Annotated in this window: 15 protein-coding genes and 1 pseudogene; 10 read left to right on the plus strand and 6 right to left on the minus strand. The window is 70.6% G+C overall.

Annotation, left to right across the window (positions count from 1 at the left end; all coding sequences use genetic code 11):
• Positions 1-127 precede the first annotated feature (127 nt).
• Positions 128-550 (plus strand): ATP-binding protein, encoded by a 423-nt coding sequence (locus tag B0I32_RS36025; protein WP_245956229.1) that lies wholly within the window; start codon positions 128-130, stop codon positions 548-550.
• Here the strand turns inward: B0I32_RS36025 and B0I32_RS36030 are convergent.
• From B0I32_RS36030 to B0I32_RS58085, 3 genes are all read right to left on the minus strand, one after another.
• A complete protein-coding gene (locus tag B0I32_RS36030) occupies positions 534-1,199 on the minus strand; it encodes a YidC/Oxa1 family membrane protein insertase (protein WP_106247409.1) in 666 nt (221 codons plus the stop codon). The genes B0I32_RS36025 and B0I32_RS36030 overlap by 17 nt on opposite strands.
• Before the next feature lie 84 nt (positions 1,200-1,283).
• Positions 1,284-1,481, minus strand: coding sequence for a DUF6412 domain-containing protein (locus tag B0I32_RS36035; protein ID WP_106247410.1), 198 nt, complete (start codon positions 1,479-1,481; stop codon positions 1,284-1,286).
• Complete coding sequence (locus B0I32_RS58085; RefSeq protein ID WP_181308202.1) at positions 1,481-1,654, minus strand: hypothetical protein; 174 nt, start codon at positions 1,652-1,654, stop codon at positions 1,481-1,483. Before B0I32_RS58085 ends, B0I32_RS36035 begins: the two co-directional genes overlap by 1 nt.
• A gap of 94 nt (positions 1,655-1,748) precedes the next feature.
• Between B0I32_RS58085 and B0I32_RS36040 the strand changes: the two genes are divergently transcribed.
• Both B0I32_RS36040 and B0I32_RS36045 read left to right on the plus strand, forming a co-directional pair.
• Positions 1,749-2,444, plus strand: coding sequence for a response regulator transcription factor (locus B0I32_RS36040; RefSeq protein ID WP_106247703.1), 696 nt, complete (start codon positions 1,749-1,751; stop codon positions 2,442-2,444).
• A complete protein-coding gene (locus B0I32_RS36045; RefSeq protein WP_245956230.1) occupies positions 2,444-3,625 on the plus strand; it encodes a sensor histidine kinase in 1,182 nt (393 codons plus the stop codon). The genes B0I32_RS36040 and B0I32_RS36045 overlap by 1 nt, the downstream gene beginning before the upstream one ends.
• Before the next feature lie 104 nt (positions 3,626-3,729).
• Here the strand turns inward: B0I32_RS36045 and B0I32_RS36050 are convergent, their stop codons facing one another.
• Positions 3,730-4,125 carry a hypothetical protein gene (locus B0I32_RS36050; protein ID WP_106247412.1) on the minus strand — a complete coding sequence of 132 codons (396 nt, stop codon included), beginning with the start codon at positions 4,123-4,125 and terminating at the stop codon, positions 3,730-3,732.
• Between the two features lie 187 nt (positions 4,126-4,312).
• Here B0I32_RS36050 and B0I32_RS36055 point away from each other — a divergent pair, with 187 nt between their 5' ends.
• From B0I32_RS36055 to B0I32_RS36065, 3 genes are all read left to right on the plus strand, one after another.
• Positions 4,313-4,660 carry an STAS domain-containing protein gene (locus tag B0I32_RS36055; protein ID WP_106247413.1) on the plus strand — a complete coding sequence of 116 codons (348 nt, stop codon included), beginning with the start codon at positions 4,313-4,315 and terminating at the stop codon, positions 4,658-4,660.
• A gap of 139 nt (positions 4,661-4,799) precedes the next feature.
• Positions 4,800-5,531, plus strand: coding sequence for a glycosyltransferase family 2 protein (locus B0I32_RS36060; RefSeq protein ID WP_106247415.1), 732 nt, complete (start codon positions 4,800-4,802; stop codon positions 5,529-5,531).
• Between the two features lie 41 nt (positions 5,532-5,572).
• Entirely contained in the window at positions 5,573-6,115 is a 543-nt protein-coding gene (locus B0I32_RS36065; protein ID WP_106247416.1) for a DinB family protein, read from the plus strand.
• A gap of 244 nt (positions 6,116-6,359) precedes the next feature.
• On the opposite strand, the gene B0I32_RS36070 is transcribed toward B0I32_RS36065, so the two are convergent.
• Entirely contained in the window at positions 6,360-7,127 is a 768-nt protein-coding gene (locus B0I32_RS36070; protein WP_106247418.1) for a curculin domain-containing protein, read from the minus strand.
• Between the two features lie 377 nt (positions 7,128-7,504).
• Here B0I32_RS36070 and mptB point away from each other — a divergent pair.
• Positions 7,505-8,572 (plus strand): annotated as a pseudogene (gene mptB / locus B0I32_RS61105) (polyprenol phosphomannose-dependent alpha 1,6 mannosyltransferase MptB); the annotation flags it as partial.
• Positions 8,573-8,876: 304 nt separating this feature from the next.
• On the opposite strand, the gene B0I32_RS60305 reads toward mptB, so the two are convergent.
• Entirely contained in the window at positions 8,877-11,849 is a 2,973-nt protein-coding gene (locus tag B0I32_RS60305; RefSeq protein ID WP_245956231.1) for a hypothetical protein, read from the minus strand.
• A 58-nt stretch (positions 11,850-11,907) separates the two neighbouring features.
• Between B0I32_RS60305 and B0I32_RS36085 the strand changes: the two genes are divergently transcribed.
• The 3 genes from B0I32_RS36085 to pheA all read left to right on the plus strand — a co-directional run bounded on the left by B0I32_RS36085 (position 11,908) and on the right by pheA (position 14,871).
• A complete protein-coding gene (locus B0I32_RS36085; RefSeq protein WP_245956232.1) occupies positions 11,908-13,113 on the plus strand; it encodes a glycosyltransferase 87 family protein in 1,206 nt (401 codons plus the stop codon).
• A gap of 22 nt (positions 13,114-13,135) precedes the next feature.
• Positions 13,136-13,555: a DUF4446 family protein gene (locus B0I32_RS36090; RefSeq protein ID WP_245956233.1), complete on the plus strand. Its 420-nt coding sequence runs from the start codon at positions 13,136-13,138 to the stop codon at positions 13,553-13,555.
• A gap of 395 nt (positions 13,556-13,950) precedes the next feature.
• Positions 13,951-14,871: a prephenate dehydratase gene (pheA, locus tag B0I32_RS36095; RefSeq protein WP_106247425.1), complete on the plus strand. Its 921-nt coding sequence runs from the start codon at positions 13,951-13,953 to the stop codon at positions 14,869-14,871.
• Positions 14,872-15,052 lie beyond the last annotated feature (181 nt).

Genomic DNA, 15,052 nt, shown 5'->3' on the forward strand with positions numbered 1-15,052 from the left:
CTATCGTCCAATGAGTACAAGCTGTGATCGCAATGCGGTTTCTGGGATCGAGTAACGGGGCATTTCGGTCGTACCGGGGAGTGTTCCCGCGGGGGGCACAGGTAACGGGGAGGTGGGTGTGTCGAGCGTGGTGCTGCTACCGTACGCGCCGTCCAGCGTCGCCGTCGCCCGCCAGCGTCTGAGCACAGATCTGCAGGACAGTGGGGTCTTCACCGCCGCGATCGACGACGCGGTGCTCGTGGTGAGCGAGTTGCTGAGCAACGCGCTGCGCCACGCGCACCCGCTGCCGTCCGGCATGGTGAGAGTGGCGTGGCTGCGAAGCGACGATCACGTAGAGGTGGCGGTGAGTGACGGAGGTGCGGCGACCGAGCCGCGCGCGGGCCGCCCGACACTGTCATCGCTCGGGGGCCGGGGGCTCGGCATCGTGGAATACGTGGCGGAGAGCTGGGGGGTCAGGCACGACGGTGACACGACGACGGTCTGGGCCATCCTGCCCGCCCCGAGCCAGACGGTGAACGGGCAGGTGGCGGCACTCAGAGAGGCCGGCTAGCGAGCACCGCGCGCTCCCCGGTGGCCCACGCCGTCGAGACGAGCAGATAGAGCCCGGCGGCCAGGGGGAGCACCAGCGCGGCCAGCACGGAGCCGTACGGCATCAGCCGCGTGATCTTCGACATCAGCTCGGGCCGCACGCCCGCGATCTCCTCCTGCCGGCCGGCGTTCGCCGCGATCAGCCGGGAAGACCACCACGCCACCGCCGCGACCAGCACGATGACCAGTACAAAGACCGTAAATGGCACGCTGACCAGACCGTAATTGGCCACAATGCCCGCCACCTGCTGACCCAGCGGAGCCCCCAGCAACGTGTGACCGGCCAGCGCGGTCGGATGCGTGGCCACCCGGAACATCAGCCACATGAACGGCAGCTGCGCCAGCATCGGCAGAATCCCGGCGAACGGCGAGCTGCCCTCCTTCGCGTAGAGGGCGTTGAGCTCCTTGGCCAGGCGCTCGGGATTGCGGCTCCAGCGCTTGCGCAGCTCCTTCTGCTTGGGCGCGAGCCGTTCGCGGATCTTCATCGTGCGGGCCTGGCGCACGTTCAGCGGGAGCAGGAGCAGCCGTACGGCCAGGGTGAACAGCACGATGCCGAGCGCGGCACTGCCGCCGGACATGCCGATGACGAACGTGACGAGAGAATCGATCATGAGCCCTGTTTCCTCGTGGGGTGTCTCGTGAACTGAGGGCTCACCCGTATGAGGGAGCCCCGCTTGACGGGAAGCGGGGCACGCCTAAGGAGCTCGTGGACGCGGGCGACCGGCCGCGTCAGGATCGCGCTGCCGCTGGAAGGCGGTGCGGCGCGCGTAGGACAGCGGGAAGCCCGGTGACTCTCCGCCGAGGACGGGCAGCAGCGTGGCCGCCCACGTGGCCAGTAGCAGGATCGCCACCATGGTGATCCCGACCAGCCACGGATCGAACAGGAACTGCATCAGTGTGAGCGGGAGGACTTGCTCACGACGGTGACCGCGATGAAGGCGACGAGGGCGATCACGCCGACGATCAGGGCCAGCTTGACCAGGCCTACCAGCATCGGCAGGAGGAAGTTGAACAGGACGAAGAGACCCAGCAAGGTCCCGACGACGAGCATGACGACTTTACCCATGAGGCAACCGTACGTCCTCGGCGGATGATCTGCGAGGCTTACGAACCAATGACGTGAACGCCGCCTCCTGGGGTTGTGGCCGTACGGTGAAGTGGTGAACACGCGCATCCTGGTGGTGGACGACGATCCCACGGTCTCCGAGGTCGTGGCGCGCTATCTGGAGCGCGACGGGCACGAGGTCGAGTGTGTCGGCGACGGCGCGGAGGCGCTGCGCAGGGCGCTGGCGAACCCGCCGGACCTCATGGTGCTCGACCTGATGCTGCCCAAGATCGACGGCTTGCAGGTGTGCAGGAAGCTCAGGGAACGCTGGCCGGTGCCGGTGATCATGCTGACCGCGCTGGGCGAGGAGATCGACCGGGTGGTCGGGCTGGAGACCGGGGCCGACGACTACGTGACCAAGCCGTTCAGCCCGCGCGAGCTGGCGCTTCGGGTGCAGTCGGTGCTGCGGCGGGCCCGCGGGGCCTCCGTCACCGGCGGCACCGGGGTGCTGCGTGACGGGGACCTGGTCGTGGACGTGGGCGCCCACGAGGCGCGGCTGCGGGGCGGCGAGGTGATGCTGACGGCCAGGGAGTTCGACCTGCTGGCCTACCTCATGCGCAACCCCCGGCAGGCCTTCAGCCGGTCGGCGCTGCTCAACCAGGTGTGGGGCTGGTCGTTCGGCGACTCCTCGACCGTGACCGTCCATGTGCGGCGGCTGCGGGAGAAGATCGAGCCCGATCCGACCGAGCCGCGCAGGATCGTCACGGTGTGGGGGGTCGGGTACCGGTACGAGCCGTTGGAGGGCTCCTGATGGTCGGTGCGGGCGCGTTCGCGGCGGCTGCCCCGGTCGTGGCGATCGGGGCGGGCCTGCGTGCGGCGGCTGCCCCGGCTGTGGCGGCCGGGGAGTTGCCGATGGTGGTGGCGGTCACGGCCGGGTTCGGGCTGCTGATCGCGCTGGCCGGCGTCTGGGTGATGTGGCGGCTGCGCACCCGGTCGATCGGGGTGATGCTGGCCGTGGTCGTGGTGGTCGCGGTGGCGGCCACGCTGGCCGGCGTCGTGGCGATCATCCAGAAGATGATCATCGAGGGGGAGATCAAGGACTTCGTGCTCAGCGTCGTCGCCGTCGGGGGACTCGTGGGATTGGGGGTGGCGTTCGTGCTGGCCAAGCGGGTGGTCGGGGAGAGCAAGAGGCTGATGGCCGCCGTACGCGACCTGCCGTTCGTGGCGCCCCAGGGGCTGCCGGCCGAGCTGCAGACGATCGCCAACACCCTGGAGGAGGCGTACGCGCGGGAGCGGGCCCTGGAGGAGGCCAGGCGGGAGCTGGTGGCGTGGGTGAGCCACGACCTGCGTACGCCGCTGGCCGGGATGCGGGCCATGGCCGAGGCGCTGGAGGACGGCGTGGTGTCCGACCCCGAGACGGTCGCCCGCTACCACGGCCAGATCAAGCTGGAGGTCGAGCGGCTGTCGGGGATGGTGGACGACCTGTTCGAGCTGTCCAGGATCCACGCGGGGGCCCTGCGGCTCTCGCGGGCCAAGATCGGGCTCGCCGACCTGGTCGCCGACACCCTGGCCGGCGCCGAGCCGCTCGCCAGGGCCAAGGGGGTGCTCCTCACCGCCGAGGCGTCGGCGGCCGTGCCCGTGGACGCCGACGCGGGGGCCCTGGGGCGGGCGCTGGGCAACCTGGTGGTCAACGCCATCAGGCACACGCCGTCCGACCGCGGTGTGGTGCTCAGGGCCGGCGTGGACGACGAGGGGATGGCCTGCCTGTCGGTCACCGACTGCTGCGGGGGGATCCCCGAGGAGGACCTGCCCCGGGTGTTCGAGGTGGCTTTCCGTGGGGAGGCCGCGCGTACGCCTACCGCCGATGGCGGGGCCGGGCTGGGGCTCGCCATCGCGCAGGGGATCGTGGAGGCGCACGACGGGATGATCGGCGTGGTCAACGACGGGCCGGGGTGCCGGTTCGAGATCCGCCTGCCCCAGATCGGCGGCTGACCACCGGCCGGACGCGCTCCCGCGGTCGTACCGGCCGCGTGTCCGTCGTTCAGGCGCGCTCGTCGTCGTGCCGGCCGTGCGCGCGCGGCGGTCGTCACCGCCGGTCAGGCGTTCTCCGGCAGGTCGCGGGTGGCGCCGAACGACTCCGACATGGCGCGAAACGTCGGGCACGGCCAGCGCCACATGCAGCTCCGGCAGCGCAGGATCGGGTGCGCGGTGTCACTCGTGATCCCGCCCGCGTCACGCGGCTGGTGCAGGTCGAGCAGCCTGAGCCCGAGCTCGGAGAACCTGAGCAGCTCGGTGCGGGCCCCGCCGAGGAACTCCAGGTCCTCGATCCCGAGCCGGGTGCGGATCGGCACGTAGCCCTCGTGGTTCACCAGGCCGCGCAGGCGGTCGGCTTCGTCATGCCATGGCGTCGCCTTCTCTGTGTTGATGAGGATGGCCTCCAGACGTTCACGGAGCCCCTGACGCTGAGGATCTTCGGGTTTCTCTGCGTTCATCGATGCGGGGCCCGTCGGTCGCGCCCCAGCCCCTCCCTCGCCGCGAAGATGTGCCGCTTCCGGTGTCACGCTGTCAAGCTTCGCGTACTCTCCGTTTTCATGGAGCCCAAACGGAGGACAAAAACCTGTGGTTCCCCTATCGGCGTGACAACGTGACCGGAAGCCATCGCCCCGCTAGCCTGCCCATGTGGAGCTCAAGGTCTCGACTCGATCACATGCCGGGTGCGCGCTCGTCGCCATCACCGGAGAAATCGACCTCTATACGGCGCCCCACCTGCAGTCCGAGTTCACTCGGCTGCTGCAGGACGGGCCCAGCCGGGTGGTCATCGACATGTCCGCCGTGGATTTCTGCGACTCCACGGGGATGAACGTGCTGCTGTCGGCACTCAAACGCATGAAAGAACAGGGCGGGTCGCTCGAAGTCGCCGCGCCGCGCCCTGCCGTACGCAAGATTCTGCAGGTCACCGGGCTCGACTCGGTGTTCACCGTGCATGATGAGGTGCCGCAGGAATTCCTCATCGCCGAGGGATCATGACCGGATCGGCGGGCGCGGGCCGCGGCCGTTCCGCGATCTCGCGATCGGGAGGCGTGGAGAGCTGCCGTTCCACGGTTCCGCGATCGGCGGATGCGGAGCGCGGCCGTTCCGCGGTTTCCCGCAGGGGAGGTGAGGGCGCGTGAGCGGCGACACCGCCGTCGTCATCCCGGCCGTCAACGAGGCCGACCGGATCGCCTCGACGGTCAAGGCCGCCGCGGCCCTGCCGGGCGTCGATCTCGTCGTGGTCGTCGACGACGGCTCGTCCGACCAGACCGGACGGGTGGCGCGCGCGGCCGGAGCCCGGGTGGTGCGGCACAGCCGCAACAGGGGCAAGGCGGCGGCGATGGAGACCGGAGCGGAGGCCGTACGCCTCCTCGACGAGGACGCCGAGCCTCGCCACCTCCTCTTCCTCGACGCCGACCTGGGCGAGACCGCCCAGGCCGCGGCCCCGCTCATCGCCCCCGTACGCGAGGGCACCGCCGACATGACCATCGCGGTGTTCAGCACGAGGGTGAAGCTCGGAGGCCACGGCTTAGTCGTACGCCTGTCGAAGGAGGGCATCCGCCGGGCCACCGGCTTCGACGCCGCCCAGCCGCTCAACGGGCAGCGCTGCCTCACCAGGGCGGCCTTCGAGGCGGCCAGGCCGCTGGCACACGGGTTCGGCGTCGAGACGGCGCTGACGATCGACCTGCTGCGCAGGGGATACCGGATCGCCGAGGTCGAGGTGGAGATGGCCCACCGGGCGACGGGCACCGACTGGCGGGCCCAGCTCCACCGGGCCAGGCAGTTGCGGGACGTGGCGCGGGCGCTGGCCGCTCGCGAGCATCTGGTCGCCCACAACTTCGACAAGCTGCTGCGCCCCAAACGCTGACCCTGTCGCGTCCCGGGTCCGGTGATCTAGACTCACCGGCCATGACAGACCTGGACGAGCAGGGCCGTCCCGAACCTCCCATCGCCGCCGACGAGACCGGGACCCTGCTGGGCTTCCTGGAATTCCAGCGTGCGACCTTCGCGTGGAAGTGCGGCGGCCTGGACGCGGGCGCCCTGAAGGCGACCGTCGGGGCGTCGGCGATGACGCTGGGCGGGATGCTCAAGCATCTGGCGTACGTGGAGGACTACTGGTTCTCCCGGACGCTGCACGCCCGCGAGGGGCAGGCGCTGTGGGGCACGGTCGACTGGAAGGCCGACGTCGACTGGGACTGGCACTCGGCCGCCGACGATTCCCCCGAGGAGATCTACGCGCTCTGGGACGACTCGGTGTCCCGCTCACGGGCGGCGGTGGAGGAGGCGTTGGCGGGCGGCGGCGGCATGGGCCAGCTCGCCCAGCAGATCCGATCGGACGGGACGGCGCCCAGTCTGCGGTGGCTCGTCGTGCACATGATCGAGGAGTACGCCCGCCACAACGGCCACGCCGACCTCATCCGGGAGTCGGTGGACGGCCTCGTCGGCGAGTAGCCCGTCCACTTCGTACGGCCTCTTCTCCGAGTAGCCCGTCCACTTCGTACGGCCTCTTCTCCGAGTAGCCCGTCCACTTCGTACGGCCTCGTTGGCGAGTAGCCCGTGCACTTCGTACGGCTTCGTCCTGACCGATAGCGGCGGCGTCATCGGCCGTGATCCGGACCCGGTCGCACGGGCGAGACCGCCGTCCTCGACGCGGGGAACGCGTCGGGGAGGCGGTCTCACGTCATCTCACGTGCTGTCAGCGGCCCGTCTTCGTGGACCACAGCGGCGTCCTGCCGTCGTAGATCACCACGTTGCCGTCGTTCTGGACCTCCAGCCTGGCGCCCGGGTTCTTGCCGGTCTCGGAGTTCCACAGCGGCCTGGTGCCCAGGTAGACGACCAGGTTGCCGTCCTTCTGCATCTGCGCGGACGCGCCCGGGTTGCCGCCCGTCTTCGTGTCCCACAGGGGCTTGCCCGCCTTGTACAGCACCAGGTTGCCGTCCTCCTGCATGACGAACTGGTAGTCGCCGTTCTGGGAACGTACGTACTGGTTGGCCTTGAGGCTGAAGCCGGGCTTGAGCACGCTGATCGTGGACTGGCGGGTCCACACGGGCGACTTGCCGTCGTAGATGACCAGGTTGCCGTCGTCCTGCACGGCCAGGCGGGCGCCGGGCGTGTCACCGGTGTTGGAGGCCCACAGCGCGGTCCTGCCCCGGTAGACGACCAGGTTGCCGTCCTCCTGCATGGCGGCGAACGCGCCGGGGCTGTCGCCGGTCTGGCTGTTCCACAGCGGCTTGGTGCCGCGGTAGAGGACGAGGTTGCCGTCCTTCTGCTGCTGCAGGACGTACTCGCCGTTCGACGAGCGCACGGAGTCACCCGCCTGCAGCCGCTGCCCCGGGTTCAGCCACGTGGTACGGGGCCGCTCCTGGACCGTGGCCGCCTGGGCGGAAGCCGTGACCGCGGCCGTGACCATCGGGCCCGCGAGCGCCAGCACCAACGCGCCGGCGTAAACCGGGAACCTCTTCATGTCGTCGCTCCCACGAGTGCCGTTGTTCAGGACCTGTGGTTGTTCAGGACCTGTGTTGATCAGAGACGTGACGCTATCCAGCGCTCGCGGGACGACGGCTCACTTCAAAGTGTTTGAAAGTGCGCCGTCGGCTAACTTGCCGCCTACGCCGGGCGCTGGGCGGCGTGGCGCCCGCTCGTAGTCATCCACAGGCAAGCCCGTTATCCACAGGCGGGCCGGGTCTGGCCGTCACCGTTCCGGGAGTGTGCTGGAATTTCCCGGTGACTTCGGAGACGTGGCAGGAAAGGGTCAGAGGCCGGCTCGCCGGGCCGGCCATGGCGGCGATCGGCGTCTCGATCCTGCTGACGATCATCATCGGCCTTCTGGGCCCGTCACCGATGGTTCCCGCCCTGCCAGGGCCGGCCTGGCACCCGCCGTACTCGCTCGCCCTGGCCTCTGACCCCCACCTGGTGGTCATCCTCACCACCGCCGCCCTCATCCTCGGCGGCCTCGGCCTCCTCACCGCCCTGTACGCGACAAGAGCCCCTAACCACCCACCAATCCTCCGTGCCCGACCACAAGGGAAAGCCCGCTCCCGACCCCCCACGGAAGGACGACCGCAGGGAGGGCTGTTCTCCGATGGGGCGCGGGCACTGGTGCTCATCGGCTGCACGGCCGCCGCGATCCTGGCCTTCCTGCCCCCCTCCGGCTCCGGCGACCACCTCAACTATGCCGCGTACGGCCGCATGGTCACGCTGGGCCTCAGCCCCTACACCCACGGCGCGGCCGACCTGCCCGGCGACCCGATCGCCGACGCCGTGGAGAACCCATGGCGCGAGGAGCCCAGCGTCTACGGCCCGGTGGCCACCGCCCTGCAGGCGGTGGCGAGCTGGATCGGCGGCGACTCGCTCCGGCTGACGATCTTCATCCTGGCTCTGTTCAACGCCGCCGCCTTCATCGCGACCGCCCTGCTCATCGACCGCTGCACCAAGGACGACCCGGCCAGACGCCTGCGCGGCGCCCTGCTGTGGACGGCCAACCCGCTGCTGCTCTACCAACTGGTGGCGGGCATGCACGTCGACACCCTCGCCATCGCCTGCATGGTCGCCGCCCTCCTGGCCAGAAGCCGGCCGGTCGGCTCAGGTGTGCTGCTCGGCCTAGGGGTGGCGATCAAGGTCAACGCGGGCCTCGTGGCGCTGGGCCCGGCCTGGGAGCTGCGGCGACGTCCCGCCCGGCTGGCGCTCATGGCGGGCTGCGCGGTCGCGGTGGTGGCCGTGGGGTACGCGATCGTCGGGCCGGACGCGTTCGAGCCGATGACCCGGACGAGCAAGTCCATCTCGCACGTCTCGTTCTGGAAGCTCGTCCAGGGCTGGTTGCAGTCGATCGTGGGCCTGGGCAGCGCCTACCGGGGAGAGATCCAGATCGGCTCGCTCCTCCTGCTCACCCTCATCGCCTGGACCCTGCTCCGCCGCCACGCCCGCGCCTTCACCGGCCCCAGCCGCACGGACCCCCTCACGCAGAGGTCTTACCCTTCGCCCGGTGGAGGGCTGGAGGCGCCGGTGGTGGCGGCCGGGCTGATGGTGGCCTACCTGTTCGCGACGCCGTACATCCTGCCCTGGTACGACGGGCTGGCCTTCGGACTGCTGGCGCTCGTCGGGGCCTCGGCGCTCGACGGGTTCGTGGTGGCGCACCTGCTGGTCCTGTCGCTGGCCTACCTGCCCGCGCGGGTGGACGGGCCGCCCGCCGACCTGCTGTGGCTCAGGGAGGTGGTCAGGCGTCAGCTCGCCTGGGCTCTGCTCGCTCTGACCGTGGCGCTGCTGGTGTGGGCTTGGAGAGCTGCAGGGCGCGAACGCACGCCGCCAGCGTTAGCGGAACGGCCACGGTCAAGGCCATAGCGGGGATGGCGATGCCCGAGTCGTTCATCAGGAAGCCGACGAAGGCGCACGTCAGCGCGCCGAAAAGGCCCGCCCTGAGCGTCGGCGCCAGGCGGTAGGCCTGGCCGAGGGCCGAGGCGCCCCAGCGCGAAGGACGGGCCAGCACCAGGAACAGGAAGGCCAGCGCGACCAGCGAGAGGAGCGTCAATGACCAGTTCCCCACGGTTACGCCGATCATGGCGCCGAACTTGCGGCCGACGACGGTCCACGCCTCCCCGTCGATGATCTGCTGGACGAAGGTGCCCAGATGGGTGCGTTCCGAGTCCGGGCGCAACCAGTCGAACACGGAGAGGGCGCCCACCAGCGCCACCCCGGCCAGGCCCACGAGCAGGAGCCGGAGCAAAGAGACGCGCTTGCCCGACAGCAGGATCAGGAAGACCGCCAGACCGATCACGAACGCCGGCACACCACCGAAGTCCGCACCCCAGGAGGGCCATCCGTCCGCGAACACCGCGAACCCCCCGTACAGACCGCACAGGACCACCACCACGACCCTGGGCAGTCCCCGGCGCAGCAGCCACTGAGCCACCCCCGCCAGCCCCAGAACGGTGCCCGTGGTGTAGATGGCGAAGGCGATGTTGCTGAACCCGTAGAAGCGGCCGCCGGTCACCGGCTCATAACCGGACACCGCGTTGACCTGCAGTTTCGAGCCCGTCATGACATCGAGAAGGAGAGCGACCGACGTGACCGCGGAGACGACGGTGAGCGGGCCGAGCACGTCCGCCCGCCACGGACCGGCGAAGGCGGCGGCGGTGATGAGACCGGCGATGGCCAGGATCGTCACGATCACCGACACCATCGGCACGGGCAGGCTCCACCAGGGCACCAGCTGGGCCAGGAAGGTGGAGACGGCGATGGCGCCGCTGACGACCGCGACGATCTGCACGGAGACGAGCAGCTTGGACGTGCTCGCCTGCGGCCGTCCACCTCCTCCGGGGTCGCTCGCAGAAGCGGCTATGTCGCTCTCTGCCCGGGCAGCGGTGCTGTCTGCGTCACTCCCTGCCCGAGCGGCGGCGCTGTTCGTGTCGCTCCCTGCCCGAACAACAGGGCTGTCCGTGTCTCCCGCTGCCCGAGCGGCGGTGCTGTCCGTGTCTCCTGCTGTGCGAGCGGCGGGGGCCGTGTCACCCTCGGTTCGGCTGGTGCGGGCGTCCGAGTCATCCGCAACGCGAACGTCCGCCTCGTTCGCCGGCGGAACGCTGGAGCCGTACGTAGCACGATCACCCGGTTCGGCCGCAGTGCGGCCGGTTGTGCGGCGGCGGCGGAGGGCCAGGGCGGCGAAGGCGTAGAAGAGGAGCTGGATCGTGACGAAGACGGCGAAGAACGGGCCGCGTACCTCACGCAGGACCTGGCTGGCGAGGTCTTCGTCGGCGAGTTCGGCCACCGTGCCGGACGGCGTGGCAGGAGCGGCGCCGCCAGGGCGCCAAGGGCGGCCGACCACCGCGCGCTGGGCGGGCAGGCCCAGGACGTCGATGGCTGTGGCGGTCAGGTCGGTGATGGCGACGAGGCCGTCCTGGCGGGTGGAGGTGGCGGTGAGGAAGCCGTGCCGGTACGGCGGGCCGTCCGGCGAGGGGCCGGTGGCGATGGCGACGTGGAGGTGGGCGTTCGGGGTCACGTCGGAGACGCCGGCCACCAGGACCGTGGTGTCGGTGGGGAGCCGTCCGAGCAGGGCGCCGATCTGCTGGTCCGCTCGTTTCGTCGCCTCCTGGCGAGCGGCGGGGGTGAGTGAGGCGGGGACTCCGTACTCGTCGAGCGGCTGCTCCGCCCAGGCGTCCGCGAGGTCGGCGGCTTCCAGGACGATCAGGTGGTACGGAGTGGGGTCGCCGAGGGCAGCCGGAGTGGGGGCGTATTTAGCGATATTTCCTGACTTGTCGGCTGCGGCCAGCGCGGCACCCGGGCCGACGGCGGCGACCTTGCCACCGCTGTCCGTCACGAGTTGCCCCAGCGTGCCCAGCTGAGCGTTGTAACCGGTCTCCGCCTGGTGCGCGGCCAGGGCACTCCAGCCGGGAACCGTGGCACCGCCCTGCGGGGTGGGCTCGGGCTGCGGCGGCTCCGGGCAGCCCTTGCCCGCCGTACCTGCTCGCTGACCTGCCGAGACGGTCAGCCAGCCGGCGGTGGGGCAGGTGATGCCACGGTCGGGCGGCGGTACGGCACGCGTCGAGAGGGAGGCCGAAGCGCCTTGGGCGACCAGGCGCCACAGGTTGGGGGTCCTGGCCTCGTCCAGGTCGCTCCACTCCAACCCCGGCACGCCGACGATGACCACCCGCCCGGCCATCGCGGCCTGCGCCGTACCACGGCCGAAAGCGGAAGCGTCGGCGGCGGGGAGATGGGGGGAGGCGACCGAGGCAGCGGAGGCGAAGGAACCGGCGGGGGCCAAGGGGTCGGCGGCCGAGATGGCGGTGGAGGTGATGGAGGAGGCGGAGGAGCCGGACGCCGAGAGGGCGGCGGGGATGGCGGCGCGGGCGAGGGTGGAACTGGAGAGGGAGGTGGAGGAGGCGACCGAGGGAGCGGAGGCCCCGAAGGCACCGGAGGCGGCGAAGGTCCCGGGGGCGGTGAAGGTCCTAGGGGTGGTGAAGGTCGCCGAGGTGGCGAAGGGGCCGGTTTCGCTTGGGTTGGCCGCGTGGGTGCCGGCGTCGGAGGACGGGGTGGCTGTGGCGGGGGCGGCCAGGAGGGGGGTGAGGGCGAGGGCGAGCAGGGCGGTGGTGAGGGAGCGGGTGAGGTGGCGACCGAGGAAGGGGGAGGGCAGGCGGGGGCTGGGGTGGTGGCGCGCTCCGTGCCGGCCCTGGAGCGGGTGCGGCGTGGCGTTCGGCATGTACGGACTCCCCATGTGTGCCCCTCGATCAACAACAGCCACGGTAACGTGCCACACCGTGACAAGTGGCGAGGTGCGGGTGACGCAGCGGCAGTGGTGGGCGTGGGTGATCGTGGCGCTCGCCGTCGCGGCGGCCGTGGCGCCGCTGGTGCACGCGTGGCTCACCAATCCCGACGACCAACGACTGGTCGACCTGGACGTTTACCGTACCGGCGGGCAGATGCTGCTCGAAGGACGGCCGGTGTACGACTACGTCACGCCAGCCCCGCAGTTACTGCCGTTCACCTATCCACCGATAGCGGCCATGATGGCTGTGGCGCTGGCCGGCATGTCGTGGGCCACGGCGCAGTGGGTGTGGACGGTCGGGGTCTACGTGGCGCTGGCCGTGACGGTCGGGTTCTCGTTCCGGCAGGTGCTGGAGGGGCCCCGGCTGCGGAAGTACGCGCCATGGGTGTTCGGGCTGATCATGGTGGCGTGCGCGTACCTGATGCCGATCCGCGACCAGGTGCGGTTCGGGCAGGTGGACATCCTGCTGGTCGCCCTGTGCGTGGCCGACTGCGTGGCCAGGCGGCCGTGGTGGCCGCGCGGGTTCCTGATCGGGCTGGCCACGGCGGTCAAGCTGACTCCCGGCGTCTTCCTGATCTATCTGCTGATCACCAGGCAGTGGCGGACGTTCTTCATGGCGTCGTTCGCGGCGGCGGTGCTCACGCTGCTGCCGTTCGCGGTGATTCCGCAGGACGCGGCCGACTTCTGGTTCTCGGCGCTGCTCGATCCCGAACGTCTCGGCGCGAACGCGGCCACCACCAACCAGTCGATCAGGGGCATGCTGATCCGGCTGTACTGGCCCGACCTGCTCACCTCCGTGATCTGGGTGGTGGTCGTGGCCGCCGTCGGATGGTACGGGTTCAGGGGGGCGCGGGAGGCGTACCGGACGGGTGATCCGCTCACCGCGGTCGCGCTCGTGGGGCTGATGGCCGTGCTGCTGTCGCCGGTCGCGTGGATCCACCACCTGGCCTGGGTGGTCGTGGTGCTGGCCGCGATCGTGGGCGACGGCCGCGACCCGGTCAGGCTGCGCGTCGCCGCGGGGGTGTGGCTGTACTACGTGGTGCCGGTCCCGTGGTGGGGGGTCTCGCTCAAGGCGGCCGACATTCCGGGCGTCAGCCTGGTGCTGGGCAAGATCGTGCAGAACGGGTTCGGCCTCGGAGCACTGGCCCTGGTGTGGTTGTTGGTGTCCTGGCTGCCGAAACGCCGGGAGTCGGCTTGACTCAGCCATTACCCTCTGTGCCGTGCTCGTTACCACTTGGGTGATCGTGGGCGTTGTCGCCGGGGTCAGCGGCGTGTCGATCGGCTTTCTGGCGTTGCGGCAGGCCAGAGCCACGATGGAGGAGTGCCGGCGGCTGCTCGCCCGGCAGAGCGGTGAGGGTCTGAGCGATCTCAAGGCCATCCGGGACGTCGCCGTGTGCCGGTACGACGCGCTGTCCGAGATGACCGGGCGACTGTCGTTCTCGGTGGCGATGATCAACGGGCTGGGCGACGGGATCGTGCTGACGTCCATCAACGGGCGCAGCGAGACGCGCACGTACGTACGGCCTGTGGTCGGCGGGCGGGGGCAGCAGCCGCTGTCTCCGGAGGAGGAGGACGCGGTACGGGCCGCCCGTCTCGGCCTGGGCCCCTTCGTCACACCCCGCCCCTCCGAGACCTACTGACCGCCGGCGCGGCTGCCGCCTGGAGGTGTCGGTCACGCTGACCGACTTCCTTCCGAGAGCTGTCGACCGCCCGCGTCGGCCGTCGCCTGGAGAGGTCGATCGTGCTGACCGACCTGCTTCTGGGAGCTGTTGACCGCCGGCGCAGGTGCCGCTCGGAGGTGTCGGTCGCGTTGACCGCCCGGGCAGGTCACCGCCTGGAGCAGGTGGGTCGTGTTGACCGACCTGCCTCCGAGAGGTGTTGACCGCCCGCGTAGGTCGTCGCCTGGAGGAGGTCGGTCGTGCTGACCGACCTCCTCCCGAGAGCTGCTGTCCGCCTGTCCGGGGCATCTGACCTGCGGATACGCCGTGGGAAGAAACGGCCACAGGTGCTGTCCGCCTGCGGATACCCTGGACGCATGCCCAGACTCGCCTACCTCGGGCCGGAAGGGACCTTCACCGAAGAGGCCCTGCGGTTGCTCGACCCCACCGCCGAGCGGCTGCCCTGCGCCACCGTGAGCGCGGCGCTCAACGCCGCCCGCGCGGGTGACGCCGACGGCGCGGTGGTGCCGCTGGAAAACTCGATCGAGGGCGCGATCACCACGACGCTCGACGAGTTCGCCTGGGGCGAGCCGTTGCTGATCACCGCCGAGTTGCTGCTGCCGGTGCAGTTCTCGCTGCTGGCGCCCCCGGGCACCGAGATTCCGCACATCAAGCGGGTCTACACGCATCCCGCGGCCATCACCCAGACCCGTGCCTTCCTCGCGCGCGAGCTGCCCGACGCCGTCGTGGTGGCCGCGCCCTCGACCGCCGCCGCCGCGCAGGAGGTCTCACTGCCCGGCTCGCCGTACGACGCCGCCATCGCCGCCCGCATCGCCGGCGAGCACTACGGGCTGGTGCAGCTGGCCACCGAAATCGGCGACAGATCCGACACCGTGACCAGGTTCGTCCGGGTCGCCCGCCCTGGCGCACTGCCCGAGCCGACCGGCTCCGACCGCACGTCGCTGGTCGTCTTCCTCGCCGACGACCACCCCGGCGCCCTGCTGGAGATGCTGACCGAGTTCTCCGTGCGCGGGGTCAACCTGACCCGCATCGAGTCGCGGCCGACCGGGGGCGGCATCGGGCGTTACTTCTTCCACTTCGACTTCGAGGGTCACGTCGCCGACGCCCGCGTCGGGGAGGCCATCGCCGGGCTGCACCGGATCTGCGGCGAGGTGCGCTTCCTCGGCAGTTACCCGCGCGCTGACGGCCTCGCACCCCAGATCAAGCCCGGCACCTCCGACTCCGAGTTCACGGAGGCCGGCGACTGGCTGGCCAGGGTTCGAGCAGGCAAGGTCTGAGCGGGGCCCGGGGGACGCTTGGTCTTCGGACCGGAGGCGGCTCCAGATCGGTGGCTCACCAGGCATGCTTCCACCTTCGAGTCCACCGGCCAACGGGATGGTGGTCCGGCCTGAGCCCTACCCATCGAGCGGGATGACTCTCCAGCCTGAGCCCCACCCATCGGGCGGATGGCTGTCAGGC

Source organism: Nonomuraea fuscirosea, from assembly GCF_003001935.1.
Taxonomy (GTDB): domain Bacteria; phylum Actinomycetota; class Actinomycetes; order Streptosporangiales; family Streptosporangiaceae; genus Nonomuraea; species Nonomuraea fuscirosea.

What these genes read in the sequence shown, in the direction of transcription:
- B0I32_RS36065 (WP_106247416.1), top strand. Translation starts at nt 5,573, where the DNA reads ATGACAGACCTGGACGAGCAGGGCCGTCCCGAACCTCCCATCGCCGCC.
- pheA (WP_106247425.1), top strand. Translation starts at nt 13,951, where the DNA reads ATGCCCAGACTCGCCTACCTCGGGCCGGAAGGGACCTTCACCGAAGAG.
- B0I32_RS36070 (WP_106247418.1), bottom strand. Translation starts at nt 7,127, where the DNA reads ATGAAGAGGTTCCCGGTTTACGCCGGCGCGTTGGTGCTGGCGCTCGCG.
- B0I32_RS36030 (WP_106247409.1), bottom strand. Translation starts at nt 1,199, where the DNA reads ATGATCGATTCTCTCGTCACGTTCGTCATCGGCATGTCCGGCGGCAGT.
- B0I32_RS60305 (WP_245956231.1), bottom strand. Translation starts at nt 11,849, where the DNA reads ATGCCGAACGCCACGCCGCACCCGCTCCAGGGCCGGCACGGAGCGCGC.
- B0I32_RS58085 (WP_181308202.1), bottom strand. Translation starts at nt 1,654, where the DNA reads ATGGGTAAAGTCGTCATGCTCGTCGTCGGGACCTTGCTGGGTCTCTTC.
- B0I32_RS36045 (WP_245956230.1), top strand. Translation starts at nt 2,444, where the DNA reads ATGGTCGGTGCGGGCGCGTTCGCGGCGGCTGCCCCGGTCGTGGCGATC.
- B0I32_RS36050 (WP_106247412.1), bottom strand. Translation starts at nt 4,125, where the DNA reads ATGAACGCAGAGAAACCCGAAGATCCTCAGCGTCAGGGGCTCCGTGAA.
- B0I32_RS36035 (WP_106247410.1), bottom strand. Translation starts at nt 1,481, where the DNA reads ATGCAGTTCCTGTTCGATCCGTGGCTGGTCGGGATCACCATGGTGGCG.